Origin of the sequence: Solidesulfovibrio carbinoliphilus subsp. oakridgensis, assembly GCF_000177215.2 — a bacterium.
Taxonomy (GTDB): domain Bacteria; phylum Desulfobacterota; class Desulfovibrionia; order Desulfovibrionales; family Desulfovibrionaceae; genus Solidesulfovibrio; species Solidesulfovibrio carbinoliphilus.
In genome coordinates this window covers 1170748-1188043 of record NZ_CM001368.1, presented here as the reverse complement: position 1 = coordinate 1188043, position 17296 = coordinate 1170748, and the positions used below count along the sequence as shown (strand labels likewise).

The window sequence follows — 17296 nt, the reverse complement described above, 5'->3', positions numbered from 1 at the left end:
CTCACTTCACAGCGCCGCTTGGGGGCGGCAATTGCATGTTGGCCTGGGCCGTTTCCAGGGTCACGGTCCGAGTGCCGGCCGGGGTCGGGAATGTCACGCCCACGGTGAACACGGTCAGTTCCGGATGTTCCGGCATGGCCCCCGCCCGTGTCCGCCAGTGGCCCGACAGGGGAGGACGGCAGTCCCCCGTGTTCTCAAAGGGCGCCTTTGGTGAGGCCTGCAGCAGTTCGGCCATGAGACGTTCTGCCTCCAGTCGGGCCCGCTCGCTGCCAATGGCTTGGGACACGGCCCGCTGCGAGGCCGAAAACACCGTCAGGACCGCCGTAAGCCCTATGGCCATAATTGCCGTGGCCACCATAACTTCAAGCAGGGTAAAGCCACCCTGTGCAGACCGATTCTGTTTATGCATGGTACACTCGAGAAGCGAAACCTTCAATGAAACATTGTGGCGGTTGGTTGGCCTCAGCCTCTTTAACATAATGTCTTATAACTCAGCTGGTTGACGAGCATTTATGCCAAAGTTCTACACCGAGATGGACCGCATCGCCTTTCCAGGGACGTTCTCCACGGACAGGACTTGCCGAGAGCGACGTTTTAATCTGCGGTGGACTGATGGCTTCCGAGGCCCGAGATGCGACAGCCAAGAGACCTGCCACATTGAAAATCGCAATCCCTTGACGTGTGTCGAGTCCAGGCATCAAGCATCCCTCGCCGCAGGCACAATCATGCACCGGACCAGAACGCCTCTGGTCAAATGGTTCTGGACAATTTTCCTCGTCAGCACGGATAAACGCGGTCTCTCGGCTCTGGCCCTGGCGCGAAAGATCGATATCGGCCTCAAGTGGGCGTGGACCAGGCTGCCTACGATGTGCAAAGCAATGGAAACCCGCGACGCCGAGCGCCAATTGGCTGGACTCATCGAGGCCGATAAGGCCTTTTTCAAAGGTGGAGTCACCATTTGCTACCGGTTCAGATCATGTGCCTAACGAACCTTCGCGTAGTCTGCCGCTGGCCGGATCCAGAGTCAGGAGCAGTGTGCGTTGCCGGTGACGCAGGGTCATGGAGGCATCCGTGGCCGTGCCGTCGGGATGAAACACCATGGTGGTCCCGCCTTCCTTGTGGACGTTGCCCCGGACCCTGATCCAGTCAATGGCGACCCCCTTGTCCAGGTGTCGGGCCATGACGACGGCCTTGGTGTCGGACCGGCGCAACAGGACCCGCCGCGTCTCCAGGGACAGGACGAGTTCGTGGTTGTAGCCGCTGGCCACGCTCAGGTATCGCCCGGAACCGGCCAGGGTCACGAGGCTGGCCGCCGCGGCCTGCAACCTGGCTCCCTCCAGCCGCGGCCCAAGCAGGGGCATGGTCAGGGCCGAGACCACGCCGAGGATGACCAGAACCACGAGGAGTTCCAGCAGCGTAAACCCGGCCCGACCCGGAACGCGGACGTCGTGTCTCACTTGGCCCGCCGCTTAAAAAAATAGCCGATGGTCTGATCGTAATACACCAGTTCCCATCCATCCCGACCCAGGGCGGAAAAATCAGGCTCGGTCTGGGACCGGCCGCTTTTGGTGTCCAGGAGGTTGACCTTGGCGATTGTGTATTCCCACTGGGGATGATTGAGTTGGCTGAGTTGGGTGCAGACCTCGGCAAGCCCCTTGCTGACCGTTGCATTCAGGCTGGCGATAGCCCCGGCCAGGTGGTCCAGATCCTGGTTCTCGGCCGCCCGCAACGGCAGGGCCAGCCAGACCAGACCCGTGGCCACGGCGGCCAACAGCACGGTTACGGACCGCCAAGAAAGAACATTCCGCATGGGACGCTCCTTTGCAAGTCTATCCGGCCATCAGGTTCATCTGGAAAATGGGCAGGAGCATGGCCAACACGATGAAGGCCACCACGCCGCCCATGACCAGAATCATGAGGGGTTCGATCAGGGAGGTCAGGCCCTTGAGCAGGGTTTCCGTGTCGCGGTCGTAGGTGTCGGCCACCCGCAACATCATGCGGTCAAGGGAACCCGCCTCCTCGCCAACAGCCGCCATTTCCTCGGCATAGGGGGTGAATCCGCCGATGGTCCGGATAGAATCGCCGAGTTTTTTCCCTTCCTGGACGTTTTTGATGGAGCCGGACAGACAGCGGGCGACCACGGTGTTGCCGGCCACGGCCGCAGCCGAGGACAGGGCCGTTAAAAGCGGGACCCCGGACTGGAGCATGCCGCCCAGGGTGCGGCAGGACCGGGACAGGGAGAGTTCGTGGACGAGCCGACCGGCCAAGGGGATTTTCAGAACGGCCGCGTCCAGGGCGTAGCGTCCCTCCGACGAGGCAGCGTAATGGCGCAGGCCCAGCCAGCCAGGGATCAAAACTGCCGGGAGCAGCCACCAGTAGGCTTGGAACACGGCCACCGCGTCAAGCAGCATCCGGGTGGGCAGGGGCATGGCCTGGCCCATGTCGGCGAAGAGCTGGCCGAAACGGGGCACCACGAAGGTCACCAGCACGATGACGGCTCCGGACATGGCCAGGAACATGAAGGCGGGATAAATGAGCGCGCTCTTGAACTTGGCGGCAATCTCCTCGGAGGCCTCCCGGATGCCGGCCAGGCGTTCCGCGGCCTCCTCCATGCGGCCCCCGGCCTCGCCGGCCCGGATCATGGCCACGTACAGGGCGTCGAACTCCCGGGGAAAGGCGGCCAGGGCTTCGGAAAACGTGGCGCCGGAACGGAGCTTTTCGCCCAGGGCGTCGATGACCCCCCGGGCGCGTTTGGCCTCGGATTGCCGGGCCAGCAGGGCCAGGCTCCGGGACAGGGTCAGGCCGGATCCCAGCAGCGAGGCCAGTTGGCGAGTCAACTTGGTCACGTCCTTGGTACCGATCCCTCGGCTGGGAAAAAGTCCCGGGCCCGGACCGGCCACACCCGCCGCTCCCGTGCGCGCCTCCACGGACAGCGGGGACAGCCCCTTGCGACGCAGGGCCAGGGTGGCTTCGCCTTGGCTGGCAGCCTCGATCTCGCCCGCCACCCGCAGGTCGCCCTTGAGGGCCGTGTAACCGAACAGCGCCAAATCGTGATTCCTCCGTGTCGTCAGGGCGGCCCGGTCAGGCCGAGGCCACCCGGGCCACTTCCTCGGCGGTGGTCAGTCCCTGGGCCGCCTTGGCCATGCCGTCCTCGTAGAGGCTGCGCAGCCCTTCCTGGCGGGCCAGCTCTCCCAGTACCGAGGCGTCGGATTTCTCCAGGACGAGACGCCGCATGGGATCGGTCATGCGCAGCAGCTCGAAAATGCCCAGCCGTCCCTTGTAGCCCGAACCGCCGCAGAGCTCGCACCCAGGCGCGGACCAGGTGCCGTCCGGGGCCCGGCGCCGGCAGGCCTGACACAGCTTGCGCACCAGGCGCTGGGCCAGGGAGGCCACCAGGGTGGAGGCCACGAGATAGGGCTCCATGCCCATCTCGATGAGCCGGGTAATGGCCGTGGCCGCGTCGGACGTATGCAGGGTGGAGAAGACGAGATGGCCGGTCAGGGCGGACTGTACCGCAATTTCGGCCGTCTCGAAGTCACGGATTTCGCCGATCATGAGCACGTCCGGGTCCTGGCGCAGGATGCTGCGCAGGGCCGAGGCGAAGGTCATGCCCACCTTGGCGTTGACCTGGATCTGGTCCACGCCGCGCAACTGGTACTCCACCGGGTCCTCGACGGTGATGAACTTTATTTCCGGGGATTTGATGTGGTTGAGCGAGGAGTACAGGGTGGTGGTCTTGCCCGAGCCTGTGGGGCCGGTCACCAGGATGACGCCGTTGGGGCGCTTGATGAGCTCCAGCCATTGGGCCAGCATGGTCGGGGCGAAACCGGAGTCGGCTAAGGCGACCTGGATGGACGCCTTGTCCAGGATGCGCATGACCGCGCCCTCGCCGAACACGGTGGGGGTCACGGCCACTCGGATGTCGTAGTCGTGACCCTCGACCTTGAGCCGAATGCGACCGTCCTGGGGGATGCGGCGCTCGGCGATGTCCAGGTTGGCGATGATTTTCAGGCGCGAGATGATGGCGGCCTGGAACTTGCGCGGCACCTGCTTGACCACGTGCAGGATGCCGTCCACTCGGTAGCGCATTTCCAGGCCGTCCTCGTAGGGCGAAAGATGGATGTCCGAGGCCTTCTGGACGATGGCCTCCATGAACAGGTTGTTGACGAGCTTGATGACCGGGGCGGCTTGCGCCATGTCCTTGAGGTCCTCAATGTTTTCCAGCTCCTCGAAATCCGCGTCCTCCAGATCCTTGACGGCCCGGGCCATGCCCCCCTCGCCGTAGGCGGCTTCCAGGACCTCGTCGATCTTGACGGCGTTGGCCAGGCACAGCGACACCGGCGTTCCCAGTTGGTGGGACAGTTCCCCGGCCACGGTGCCCAGAAACGGCGTGGCCACGGCCACCCGGACACGGCCATCGGGGAGGGCGGCCAGGGGCAGAAGCAGGTGTGTCTTGGCAAAGTGGGCGGGCAGGCGGTTGAGGAGTTCCACATCCACCGGCGTGGCCGCGTCCACGGTCACGGGCTCCAGGCCCAGCCGATCCGCGGCCCGGGCCAGCAGGTCGTCCTCGGAATCGTCCGCGCGGCCGAGCCGGCGCCACAGGGCCAGGGCCGCCTGGGGCGAGGCGAACGGGAGCAGGGTTTGCCGGTCCATATGGTTGCCTTCTTCCTGGTGAGCCGGGCCGGATAGGCCAAGTTCGCCATCCCGGCCCGGCGGAAGAAGCCCCTCCCCCGCCGGATCGGAGTTAGCGGGCGGCGGACCCAGTTCCGCTACGCCCCGTCTATGGCGTTACAAGCCCTTGGTAACCGTGCCCGTCGATTGGCAGGTCTTGTTGCAGTCGTCAAAGGAAACGGCAGCGTCCCAGAGGTTCTGGTCGCCTTGGGGTGGCTGGGCAACCGGTTTGCAATAGCGCAAGGTGGTCTTCACAGAACCACCTCCCGGCTTTTTCTTTTCCACATCCTCCGTCCCGCAATAGAACTGCATGTGCTTTTTCTGGCACTCGATCAGGCTGTCTGAGTCGCCGGTGCTGCTCACGTTGCAGGCGCCATGCGCATAGGCCCATTTTTGCGGCTTATACGGCGTTTGCCCTTGTTCTCCCGGCCCCAGGGTGACCAGATACTTGGCGCCGAATTTTTGGCAAAGCATGGTCGAAGCGTCGTCGTTGAACTGCCAGGCATAGGCTTGGTTTCCCGTCGCCTTGAGCATCTTGACAAAGTTCGTATAGGGCCTGCCTTTGCCCTTGGCGATACTGTCCGCATCGTAAACGCCAGGCGTGCCCGCCGGGCCGACGGCGCATTGCGGCCCGCCGCAACCGGGGGTCAGGCACTGGTCGGGATCGGCATCGGCCCCGTCATAAGGCTTGACGTTGCAGGCGTACCAGTCGGCGAGGTTGGGTTGCGTCTTGGTGATGCCGGCGGAGATCACGATCGGATCCGTGTTCACGGGATCCTGGCCGCCGGGAGGCTCGATCCAGCGTTCCGGAGACATGCAGGCCAGACGCAGATTCTTGGCCTTGTCGCTATAATAGACAAGTGAGATACCGGCATCAAGCTGCTTGTTTTGATATTTGTCGTTGTAGATGGAGGTGCTGTCTTCATTCGGACAGGAATACAGGTCCGTGATGGCGATCAAGGACTTCAGATTGCAAGCATGATCGTCCGAGCTGGTCGTTTCCAGCTTGAGGGGAATGGTATAGCCGTCGAGATTGCTCAAATCCAGGTAGTCGGCTTCATTCCTGTCCTCATGATTGTTGGAAGGATTCAGCGTGCAGTTGCCTGCTGTCACATGGCCTGTGTCACAGCCACCTGTGAATTCAAAAATGGAATCAATGCCAAAAGGATTGTGACCAGGTGGAACACCGATTTTACAATCTTGGGGATATTCTGGCTTGTCCTTGTCTGTTTGAGGCTTGCAACCAAGATAGAATTTGAATTTTCCGCTAAAGATTCCCTTGTCAGGTATGCATAATTCAACTTTATTTGTTACTCCATTCGCGTCGTATTTTCCTATAATCGTCATGGATTGATTATCTTTAGTGCCTAAATCCTTGAACCCGCCCCCAACGCTTCCCCACAACTCTGTATTCGTGGAATCACTTGGAGGCGTCAGAATGATGTACGCGTCCTCAGGAAAATTGTTAATGAAGGTCAGCCGTTGAGAATAATTATCCATACATTTCGTCTCGGCTTGTGCAGTGGCACTCAACAAGAGAAATATTCCCGTGAGCATCGTGAGTTGAGCCAGTACGCGTCGCATGGGCCCCTCGCTGCTTTGGAGATGAATGGAAAATACCGCTTCATGTAGGGAGCCACTCTCCATCTTCGATAGAAAATACCCTCCTTTGCCAGTTTTCAAGCTCGCCGCGTCCAGTCTGTGCCGACAAAAAGACGGATGTCTTCCCAGGCGAGTAGGCCACCCCATGGCGGGTTCCAATGTGCAGCCCTGTGGGGGAATGCCGAACACCTTGCTGCATAAAAGGATTTTCATAACAGGATTCCCGTGATTGCAAGTCGCGTCAAGAGAAAAAGTTATCATATTTCCGGTAAGGGCGTGCATCGCCTAAGAAGCCATGAATGGCTAGGAGTGCCGGGAATCTTCAGCCCGGACTCGGGATCGCAGTTTCACCTGCCAGGACGTTATCCCGGTTCTCAAGGATGCCGGTATATCCATCCCCATGGAGGGCAGGCAAAGGCCGGTGGATGGGGAACGTCTTTATCGAGCGCCTGGGGCGGTCGGTGAAATGGGAGTGCGTCGCCTTGCGGGAACTCGAAACCGGCGCTGGGAGCCCTATAGGGCAGTCACTTGCTGTGTGGCGACGGACATGGACAAGAAGGCCAGGATGGCCACGAAGACGCGATACGGCCAACGGGAACGGCGCTGCCGTCTGGCCTTGCCGAGACTGGATGTCCGGTCAGCAGTTCCCTGTACAGCGACGACAGGGACTCGAGCCGGCGTGATGACCGATCTTTTGGGCTTGTGGAAGAGGGGGGCAAACGGATGGGTCAAAAACAGGCTGAACTTTCTATGACTTTTTTGAAACCAAATGATATCAGGTTGTTACTTCTGGTCTTGGTTCCAAGGGTGCCGAGCCCTCCTTTGGCGCCATTGATCTGGAAAAGGCCGGGAGAACCTTCCGGCCTTTTTGTTTTTTTCGCCGGGAGGGGGCGCCCGTTTGGGCGATTTTCGCCGCGCAATCCATCTTTTTGGGCAACGGATACGAACGGCTGGTCCGTTTTGCTGGTACGGACCTGGGGCAGGGTCTCCTGATGACTGGTCGCGCTCCTTCCCATTTCGTCTTCCGTGCGGCAGGCGGCTTGCAGTTCTTTTTGGCAAGGGTGCTGTTGCCGCAAGGAGCGGACCGGCCTATAAGCGTATGAGGTGGAATCGGCGGTTTCCGGCGGTGGAAAATTCATCGCTCGAAACCGTCGCAGGTTGGAAATTTTCCTCGAACCGCCCCAAGCGTGGAAGGAAGGACCGGTGTCGCAATTTTTGAAAACGTACCTGCCGTATCACGACGGCGTTGCCTCCCGATGGTTTTCCCTGCGCCAGGCTGTCCGGAACGCCTTGAAGAGGAATACCGGCCGGGCGGTGGTCTTCCTGGATGCGACCGCCCTTGGCGACCGCCATCTCTATCTTCTGGCCCAGTTTTTCATCCAGGCCGGTTACTTCGTCTCGATCGTCGGCAGCATACGGAAAGAACTCTATTATTACCGAGATCCCTATTATTTTTATGTCTTTTCGTCGAAGAACATCAATTTCGTCAAGGAGGTGGAGCGCGGGGATCCTGGAAACGCGCTGCTGTGCACGGACCGGCCGGTCCCCGGGCACCTGGAGGAACGGTTCACGCGCATCCTTCGTCTCAGCTACGACATCGATATCATGCCGGAAAGCGCCGAAGGTACCGTGATCCTGCCCTATCCCATGCATCCCAATGTCTACCAGGCCGGCCAACTGGCCCGTATCCCCGAGTTGCGCGGCCGGCCGAAGACGGTGGGCGTCTTTTTCGCCGGTAACCTCAAGGACCAGTATGCCCGGACGACGCGGCTGCTGCGGGGCATGGTTCCACGGGCCGTGGCCATCCGGAGCGTCCTGCGCCGCTTCAAGGAGCGCGTGCGGCTCTTTACGACCAGGGAAGCCTTGTTGCGGGCCCTGGACGAGGAGGACCTCGCCACGTCCATCGTGGTCTTTGACGCCACCACGGCCAGACTCGGCCGGGAGGAGTGGTTTCCGGTCCTGGCCCGAAGCCGGTTTTTCCTGGCCTTGCCCGGCGTGGTCATGCCCATGTGCCACAACGGCGTGGAGGCCATGGCCCTTGGCGCGGTGCCCATCCTCGGCTACGGGCATCTTTTTTCGCCCCGGCTCCGATCCGGCGCCGTCTGTCTGGAATATGTCTCGGAAGCGGATCTGGCCGGGGCCGTGGAAATGGCCTTGGCCATGGACGCCGCGGCTTATGACGGCCTGCGCCGGCGGGCCGTGGACCACTTCGACCGCCATATGGAGCCGGCGGCTTTTCTGGATGCGTTATTGCGCGGTTCGGGCCGGATCCTCGACGTCCGTTTTCCGGCCGAATTCGTGAGCGAGGCGGTGGCCGGGGGCAACGGGACCGCCGGGTGAACAGGGCGTTGGCCGGGGGAGGGAGATTGGAGCGAGGTCCTGTCCGGACCGGACCGACCCGGGCATGGGGCGGAGGGAAGGCCGCTCTTGGCCCGGGCCGGCGTGCGGCTGCCGCAGGGCAACGACAAGCGGGCGGGGTCGTCCTGACCCCGCCCGCTTGTCGTTGCCTGGGAAAAGTGGTTAGGCCTTCTTCATGAACCGCTTGCGCGAGCCGAGCAGGCCGATCATGCCGGTACCGAGGAGCAGCATGGTGGCGGGCTCAGGCACGGTGCCCGGATCACAGGGGTCGTAGGTGTAGCAGCCGGACAGCACGCTCTTGTCGAGCTTGAAGCTGTCGCTGCCGCCGGTCGTTTCGTCGAAGGTGATCAAGAGATTCCAGGTGCTGCCGGCAATGGAGCTGTACAGAGCGTAGGGGATATTGAATGTTTCGGCCTTCCATCCACTGGTGCTGTCCAGCGTACCGATCTGGGTCTTGGAGTTTCCGGCCTGGACAACCCAAACCTCGGCCGGATTCCACCAGGAAGAATCAACCTGGCTATAGGTAAGAGTCAAAAATGCGCTGGTAACGTCCACAGCCGGATAGGCGAAGTCGACAGAGTGGGTGTAACTGAAATCAGGATTGTCGCCAATTAATTGATATGTCCGCCCATCGTAGGTGCCGCTGCTGTAGAAATCAACGGTATCGCTGTAGTCTCCAGTAACGACGAAGGCGTGAGACGAAATGGTGCCCAGGGCTATGATCGACAAAGCCAGACAGATACTCAGGATGAACCGCTTCATGACAAATCCCCCTTTCATGTTTTGTAAACACCCTATGTGTTTAACGACCCCTGACAGTGTTGTTGCTGTGTGGCAACCCGCGTTTCTTCTTCTGCCTGCTTGTGAGCATAGAGCGTGCCAAGCGCTTGTTTGATTTATAACTTTCTAGAATCTTTGGAATACGTGGAACAGCAAGCGGTTTGAGGCGAAATGGCAGGCCTCTTGCTGTAAAGAAATCCGAAGCCAAAGCTCTTTGGCGGAAATTTTTCCCGACAAAATCCGTCCGAAGGCGGCCAAGGCCCGGGTTACTGGCTTCGAGCACCGCGCCGCAGGCGATGTTCACGGCAGGCGGAAAGGGCGGGATCGAAGGGAAAACGGTCCGGCCGCGTTGCATGGGCGGTTGGCAGGCATGCGTCGCAGCGGTCCCATGCCGCAGGAAAAATATGAAAACAGGTCCGAGCGCCGCCAGGGACGTGCGGGAGAGGGCAACTGGGACTCCGTCAGAAATGCGCCCCTCTCCGCGCCGCCAGGGACGTGCGGGAGAGGGAGTCGGGTCCCACGCTGGTGCCGGAGGTTGCTTCAGGGGCAGGGGCGGGAATTGTAAAAAAGGCCAACAGGCAACCAGCCTCCCGGCCTGTCCGCCTGCCGCTCTCCGGTGGCTGATTACGGAAGGATAGTTATCGCAAGGTGCGGAAAAGACAGGTTCAGTGCGACCGATCCTTCTTTTTCGCTTCCATGACCCGCCCCAAAACCCGCTGCAATTCATCCAGATTCAGGGGCTTGGAAATATAGTCGTTCATGCCGACGGACAGGAATCGTTCCCGGTCGCCTTGCAAGGCATAGGCGGTCTGGGCCACGATGGGGATATCCGGATTGCCGGCCTCGCCCGAACGGATGAGCCGCGTGGCCTGTTCGCCGTCCATGACCGGCATGAGGGCGTCCATGAGCACGAGGTCGAACTCGCGGGTTTTGAGCGTCTCCACCGCCTGCCGGCCGTTGTTGGCGATTTCCACGGTATGGCCCCAGCTCTGCAGGATGTGGCTGGCGAACAGGCTGTTGACCTGGTTGTCCTCCACCAGCAGGATTTTAAGCGGCGAAATGCCGTCCTGGCCGGCCGACAGGGGGGACGGGGGCGTCGTCTCGATTTCCGCGACCTTCTCCAGGGTAAGGACAAAGGAAAACGTGCTGCCCCTGTGGAGTTCGCTTTCGACCTGGATCACGCCGCCCATCATTTCCACGAGCGCCTTGGAAATGGCCAGGCCAAGGCCGGTGCCTCCGTACTGGACATGGGCAGAGGAGGCAATCTGCTCGAATTTTTCAAAGATGGAATGAATCTGGGCGCTTGAAATACCGATGCCCTCGTCCTTGATCAGGAAGAGCAAGGACGCCCTGCCAGGCTCCTGGATCTCGGCCAGACGGACTTTGACCTCCACGCGGCCCCGTTTGGTGAACTTGATGGCATTGCCCACCATGTTCGTCAGGATCTGACGCAACCGTCCCTTGTCGCCGATCACCCGGTCCGGGACGCCCGGCGCAATGGAGAAGAGGAACGTGAGCCCCTTGTCCCGCGCCAGGAGCCCAAGGGGCTTGAGCGTGGATTCGACCATCTCCACGAGGTCGAAGGGCTTTTGCTCCAGCACCACCCGGCCGGCTTCGATCTTGGAGAGGTCCAGGATGTCGTTTATGATGTCGAGAAGCGACTGGCCGGACTGGTGGACGAGCTGGAGAAATTCCCGCACGTCGTCGGGCAGGTCGCGGTTGAGGGCGAGCTGGGTCATGCCGAGGATGCCGTTCATGGGAGTCCGGATCTCGTGGCTCATGTTGGCCAAAAATTCGCTCTTCGTCCGATTGGCCCGTTCGGCCTTCTGTTTGGCTTCGAGGAGTTCCTTGGCGAAGCGCTTGTTGTCGGAAACATCGCGCAGGATGGCCAGCAATCCGATCCTGTTCCCCCGGGTGTCGCGTAGGACGCTTACCGACGATTCCACCACGATGTGGCTGCCGTCGGCCCGGGCATGATCGAATTCCTTGATCCACAATTGTCGGTCCTCGGGACGATCGGCGGCGGCATCGTCGGCCATGATCCATTTGATGCCGGTGAAGGCCTCCAGGGGTTGCCCCATGGCCCGCTCGGCCGGGATTTCGAGAATCCGTTCGGCGCCCGGATTCCAGAGGATGATGGAGCCTGCCTCGTCCACGGCGATCAGCGCGTCGCTGACCTGCGACAGGACGTCGGCCTGGAACCGGAGTCTGTCCTCGGCCTGTTTGAGGCCGGTCATGTCCCGCATGACGACAAAGGTCTCGGCCGCCACGGGAACGATGCGCACTTCCAGGTGGCGGTTGTTGCCATGGGCCACGAAATGGAGATCCAGGCTGCGCTGGGCGTCCGCTTCCCGCGCTTCCTGCAGGGCCTCCTCCAGGGTGGCGCCGTGCTCGGGGCCGAAAATCTCGGAGAAATGCTTGCCGGCCACAAGGGTGGCATCCGGGATGATATCCGGCTGGTGCGTGGAGCGGCAGTTGAGGATGGTGCCGTCCGGGGCGACCTTGAAGTAGATGTCCGGAATGGTCTTGTAGAGCGTTTCCAGCTCTTCGGTCTGCTGCGAGAGCCGCTTCTCGGCGGCCACGGCCGAGGTGACATCCATGAAGGTCAATACCACGCCGTCTATCCGGTCGTTGATCGAACGGTAGGGAATGACGCGGGTCAGGATGCGCTGGTCGGCTTGGCCGACCAACTGCCGTTCCAGTGGCATCAGGGTTTCGAGGACGTGGTGGATGTCCTCGAAAATTTCCTTGTAATCGATCCGGGAGCGCAGATGGGCAAAGGGACGCCCGATATCCACGTCCAGGATGTTGAAGAAATCCATGACCTGGGGCGTGAATCGCCGGATCGTCAGATTCTTGTCCAGAAACAGGGTGGCGATCCGGCTGCTGTTGATGAAATTTTGCAGGTCGCTGTTTGCGCTGCACAGATCGTCGAATTTGTGCTGCATTTCGTTGTTAAGCGAGGTCAGTTCTTCGTTTATGGAATGAAGTTCCTCGCGGGATGTCTCCAGCTCCTCGTTGGAGGATTGGAGTTCCTCATTCATACTCATCAATTCTTCATTGGACGACTTCAGTTGCTCGTTGGCGCCTTCCAGTTCCTGGACCATTGTCTGCAATTCTGTCTTGGCTGCATTGAGCTCCTGTTCCAGGCTTTTGATCAGCACTTCGCAATCGGCCGTCGGGCCGATCATGTGCGAGGCGGCCTTGTCTCCGCTCCACCCGACATGCTCGAAAACGACCAGGAAAAGCCGTTCGAGCCGTTCGTCCTCCCAAAGCGGCATGACAATCAGGTCAACCGTTTCGATTCTGCCGTCCACGGGCAGGTGCAAGCTGTTCCGCCGTACGGATTGGTTTTCCTTGAGGGCTGTGTGCAGGGTCGAGCGCAGGTACGGCCGTAACGATTCCTTGGCCAGCAACAAGATGCTTTTGGTGGATTCACCGGCAGTGACTTCAAAATAGCGATTGACCGGACCGAAAAAAGTCAGTGGCTCGTAGCGGTCGTTGATGACGACACTTGAAGCCGAAAATCTTGTAACGATAAGCTGCTGTGCTTGTCTTGTATAGGAAGTATGGTCGGAATGACAGGATTCGTTGGAGGTTTCAAGCATTACTTGCTGTCCATTCGACAAGATAAATGGAATGTCATGAATTTTGCCCGGGGTATTTGCTTTAGCCTGAAATATTTTCCACTTTCGATCTACCGTTTCGAAAAGGCCCATCTGCTCCGTAACGGATTCCGACGGCCCAAGAAATAGAAATCCCTGCGGATTGAGGGAATAATGGAACATGGGCAGGACTTTCTTCTGCAGATCCGGGGACAGATAAATAAGCAGGTTCCGGCAGCTGATGCAATCAATATGCGAATAGGGAGGGTCGCGGATCAGGCTGTGCGGGGCGAAGATGATCATTTCCCTAAGGGATTTCATCACCCTGTACGCAGGGCCTTCCTTGGAAAAGAAACGGCTCAGGCGTTCGGGAGAGACGTGGGCTTCAACGGCCGCGGGGAAGAGGCCATGCCGGGCAACCTCCAGGCTTTCCTCGTCGATGTCCGTGGCGAAGATCTGGACCCGGTTGGTTTTGCCGTGCCGGCCCATATGTTCGGCCAGAAGCATGGCCAGGGAATAGGCTTCTTCCCCGGTGGAGCAGCCGGCCACCCAGAACCGGATGGTTTCGGCCTCGGATTTGCCGGTGATGATTTTCGGAATGACCGTCCGGGCCAGAATTTCGAAGGCCTCCTCGTCCCGGAAAAAGTTGGTCACGCCAATGAGGAGTTCCTGGAAAAGCATTTTTATTTCGGCGTCATTGTTTTTGATATAGGCAAGATAATCCTGTCGTTCCGGAATCTGCAGCAGGGCCATGCGCCGTGCGATGCGACGGGCCACGGTATTGGGTTTGTACCATGAAAAATCATGCCCGCGTTTGACCTTTATCTTGCGCAATATTTTTTTAATGAACTCGCTTTTTTCCATAGTTTCGACTGTTGCCTGGGATTCCAAGGGCAGGTTGGGCCGATGTTTGAGCAGGTTCAGGATTTTTCCAGGCATTTCCTGGACGTCCAGGACATAATCGACCACCCCCGTGGTCAGGCCGCTCTGAAGCCTGTCCGCGAACCTGGCGTCGCTGTTTTGGGCCAGCGTGATACCGCCAGACGCCTGGACCGTCTTGAGGCTCAAAGTGCCGTCGGAGCCCGTCCCGGGAAGGAGAATGCAGACGGCGTTCCCTTTTTGGTCCTTGGCCAGGGAAGCGAAGAAACGGTCGATGGGGCGGTTGTGCCCCCGGGGCCTTTCCGGTTCCGCCAGGTTCAGGCTGCCGTCAAGGATGAGGAGTTCCTTGCCCGGCGGCATGGTGTACACCGTGTCCGGCGCGACCCGCAGCCCATCGGCCGCCTGCCGGGTCGCCATTTGCGTCGCCTGTCCGACGCGCTCGGACATACGGCTGTCGTGTTCCGGTGAGAGGTGCTGGACCAGGATGAAGGCCGCGCCGCTGTCCGGCGGCATGTGGGCAAAAAAGGTTTCGATGGCCTCCAGGTCGCCGGCGGACGCGCCGATGGCCACAATGGGGATAGGGGGAGCCTTGTGTTCCTTTATCGTTTCGCCAATGGCGTGGGGATCTGCGGTTTGCGGCGCAAGCGGCGAAGGTTCTTGCCTGCCCGGCGTTTCTGTCGGCCTGTGCTTCTTGGATGGCGACATCCTTCACTCCTGATCCGGTCCACTTCGAACGAAAATGCTATGGTCGGCTTCATACGACGGTCAAGGGGTACGCGCAAGCTTTTATGCCTCTGCCGTTTTTCTTGTGCCTTCTCTTGCGTAGGCCTGAGGCGGCCGCCCTGGCCTGATGCAATTCCACGGTGTTCTCGCCCCCTTTCGGTCGATGGTGGAAGGCCTGATCCCTTGGGGCGGCCGATAACGGATCGCCTATGGCCGGGCCATGGCCTCGTAGGCCTCCTCCAGGCATCGCGCCAAGTCCCTGGCGTCGGTGAGGGGACTGGCCCGCATCCGCTCCCGCTGCCCGGAACGCAACCCGGTCCTCCCGGCCACGTCCCGGGCCAGGGCCACGGCCAGACCGGCGTAGGCCTCGGGGGTGGCAGCGACCCAATCCCCATGTCCCAGGCCGGATACGAGCGAAGCGGCCATGCGGGTCGCCAGGCGGTCCCCGGCCATGGTCACGACCGGAACGCCCATCCATAGGGCATCGCAGGTGGTGGTGACGCCGCTGACGGCGTCGACGGGGTCGAGGGCGACATCGACGAGGTCATAGGCCGCCATATGCGCCGGCCAGTTTGCGGTCTGGCCCATGAGGACGAGGCGGTCCCGGGCGATGCCCCGGCCTTCGAAGGCGGCCAGCATGCGCTCGCGGTTGGCGGCGTGGTCGAGTTGCCCGGATTTGAGCAGCAGTTTTCCCTCGGGCAGGGCCGACAGAATCCGCGACCAAAGATCCAGGGTGGCGTCCTGGATCTTCGAGAGGTGGTTGAAGCTGCCGAACCATATTTCGCCGTTGCCGCGCGGCGTCCAGGCGGACCCGGGCAGGTCTTCCCGGCCGTCGTAGCACAGGTAGGGCCGGGGCAACCGCCAGGGGGTTTCACTGTAGGGCGGGGTCTCCCCTTCCGGAAAGAGCACGCTGTCGCCGATCCAGTAGTCCATGGCGGACAACCCGGTCGTGGCGCAATACCCGAGGTAATGGGCCTGCACGGGAGCGGCCCGTCGGGCAAAAATCCCCAGGCGGTTGTACCGGGTGTGGCCCGAGAGATCGACCAGCACGTCGATGCCGTCGGCCCTGACGCGTTTTGCCGCCTGTCGGTCGGTCAATCCCGTAAGGGGCGACCAGTGGTCGCCCAGGTGCTGCAAACGCTCGGTGGTGTCGTCTCGTGCGCGTTGCGTGGGGTAGAGGAACACCTCGACGCGCCGCCGATCGTGCGCGGCCAGGAGCGGGCCGAGGAAAAAGGGCACGGGATGCTTGCCGCACAGATCCCCGGACACGTAGCCCACGCGCAGGCGCCGTCCCTGCCGCGCCCGGCGGGGCAGGGACGCGGCCCCGCCTTCCCGGTCCGCCTGCCCGGTCAGCACGCGGTCCAGGCCCCTGGCCTCGGCCAGGAAGGCTTGGGGCGTGAGCCGGTTTGAAAAGGCTTCCAGGAGCAGCAGGTTGGTGCGCGCCTCCAACCGCTCTGGGTCCAGGGCCAGGGCCCGGCCATAGGCGGCCACGGCCGCCTCGATGTGTCCCAACTCCTTCTGGGCATTGGCGTAATTGACGTGGGCCTCCACATTGGCCGGAGCAAGGGCCAGGGCCCTGGCATGGCACTCGAGGGCGGCCTGCACCTGTCCCTGGGACTGGAGCACGATGCCGAGGTTGGTGTGGGCCATGGCGTGGTTTGGCTGGCACCGAAGGGCCTGGCGGTAACTGGCCATGGCCTCCTGGGGCTGCCCCAGCTCCCGCAAGGCATTGCCGAGGTTGTTGTGGGCCGAGGGATAGTCCGGCCGAAGGGCCAGGGCCCGGCGAAAGGCGTTGGCCGCCTGCTCCGGCTGCCCCTGGTGCAAATAGGCCGAGCCGAGGTGGTCCCAGAGATCGACATCGTTTGGAAGCGTCGCGACCGCCCGAAGGAGCGGCTCCAGGGCGGCCGCGCCGTCACCCCGCGCCACCAGGGACAGGCCCAGCAGGTGCCATCCCTTGCCGCTCTCCGGAAAGCGTTCCAAAAATTCTTTGGCCTTTGCCTCCATGGCGGCATACGACCCGGCCCGGAACAGGTCCTCCAGGGCGCGCAGCCGGGACTGGCGCTCCAGGGCCTTCTCGAGCCGGGCGGCCAAATCGTCCACCGGCGGGCCGGCCAATCCCTGCCGCCGGCCCTGGTCCAGCACGGAGCGGGCCCCGTCGCACTGTCCCGCGGCCAGCAGGGCTTCGAGGAGGTCCAGCCAATACGCTCCCACCCCCGGCCGCGCTTCCAGGGCGGCCTTGAGAAACGGCAGGCCAAGGGCGGCCTTGCCCGCCTGGACAGCCAGCACGCCCAGATCGTGGTTCGCTTCGGGGTGGTGGGGCTGGGCCGCCAGAATGGCCCGGTAAACGCGCTCCGCGTCCTCGAATTGTCCGGCCCGGTGGAACTCGTTTCCCAGGCGCAGGGCCTCGTCCATGGTCAGTTGGCTGGATCCCATGCTCCCTCCCGCGGCGTGGATGCCCCATACCCTCATACGCGGCGGAGTGAAAGCACTGGGCCGTCGCACCGCGCTGGTCGGGTGCGCCAGCCCGGGCCGGTCCCCGCCCCGTTTTGCGGCCAGGACAAGAAAGGCCGACAGGCCCGGGCCAACAGGCGGGCAGGGCGGGATGTTGCAAAAGACGCGAAAGCCTGTGACCAAATGTGGCCGCCGGCCGTATATACACGAAAGGGGCTGTAGAAACA

11 protein-coding genes are annotated in these 17296 nt (G+C 61.6%); 1 reads left to right on the top strand and 10 read right to left on the bottom strand.

Features of this window, described 5'->3' with window-relative positions:
* Position 1: 1 nt before the first annotated feature.
* The 7 genes from DFW101_RS05255 to DFW101_RS19420 form a co-directional block, all read right to left on the bottom strand.
* A complete protein-coding gene (locus DFW101_RS05255) occupies positions 2-409 on the bottom strand; it encodes a type IV pilus modification PilV family protein (RefSeq protein WP_009180477.1) in 408 nt (135 codons plus the stop codon).
* A gap of 565 nt (positions 410-974) precedes the next feature.
* Positions 975-1457: a prepilin-type N-terminal cleavage/methylation domain-containing protein gene (locus tag DFW101_RS05245; RefSeq protein WP_009180476.1), complete on the bottom strand. Its 483-nt coding sequence runs from the start codon at positions 1455-1457 to the stop codon at positions 975-977.
* Positions 1454-1810, bottom strand: a complete 357-nt coding sequence (locus tag DFW101_RS05240) for a hypothetical protein (protein ID WP_009180475.1) — start codon at positions 1808-1810, stop codon at positions 1454-1456. Before DFW101_RS05240 ends, DFW101_RS05245 begins: the two co-directional genes overlap by 4 nt.
* Before the next feature lie 19 nt (positions 1811-1829).
* Positions 1830-3047, bottom strand: a complete 1218-nt coding sequence (locus DFW101_RS05235) for a type II secretion system F family protein (protein ID WP_009180474.1) — start codon at positions 3045-3047, stop codon at positions 1830-1832.
* 34 nt (positions 3048-3081) lie between these two features.
* The gene (locus DFW101_RS05230) at positions 3082-4653 is read right to left on the bottom strand and encodes a GspE/PulE family protein (protein WP_009180473.1); all 1572 of its coding nucleotides are present in this window, start codon (positions 4651-4653) and stop codon (positions 3082-3084) included.
* Positions 4654-4788: 135 nt separating this feature from the next.
* Positions 4789-6255, bottom strand: a complete 1467-nt coding sequence (locus DFW101_RS19425) for a hypothetical protein (RefSeq protein ID WP_009180472.1) — start codon at positions 6253-6255, stop codon at positions 4789-4791.
* A 746-nt stretch (positions 6256-7001) separates the two neighbouring features.
* Entirely contained in the window at positions 7002-7412 is a 411-nt protein-coding gene (locus tag DFW101_RS19420) for a hypothetical protein (RefSeq protein ID WP_157137620.1), read from the bottom strand.
* 64 nt (positions 7413-7476) lie between these two features.
* Here DFW101_RS19420 and DFW101_RS05220 point away from each other — a divergent pair, with 64 nt between their 5' ends.
* Positions 7477-8613: a hypothetical protein gene (locus tag DFW101_RS05220; RefSeq protein ID WP_009180471.1), complete on the top strand. Its 1137-nt coding sequence runs from the start codon at positions 7477-7479 to the stop codon at positions 8611-8613.
* 180 nt (positions 8614-8793) lie between these two features.
* On the opposite strand, the gene DFW101_RS05215 is transcribed toward DFW101_RS05220, so the two are convergent.
* From DFW101_RS05215 to DFW101_RS05205, 3 genes are all read right to left on the bottom strand, one after another.
* A complete protein-coding gene (locus DFW101_RS05215) occupies positions 8794-9393 on the bottom strand; it encodes a PEP-CTERM sorting domain-containing protein (protein WP_009180470.1) in 600 nt (199 codons plus the stop codon).
* A 683-nt stretch (positions 9394-10076) separates the two neighbouring features.
* Positions 10077-14600: a CheR family methyltransferase gene (locus DFW101_RS05210; protein ID WP_009180468.1), complete on the bottom strand. Its 4524-nt coding sequence runs from the start codon at positions 14598-14600 to the stop codon at positions 10077-10079.
* A 225-nt stretch (positions 14601-14825) separates the two neighbouring features.
* Positions 14826-17051, bottom strand: a complete 2226-nt coding sequence (locus DFW101_RS05205; protein WP_009180467.1) for a tetratricopeptide repeat protein — start codon at positions 17049-17051, stop codon at positions 14826-14828.
* Between the last annotated feature and the right edge of the window lie 245 nt (positions 17052-17296).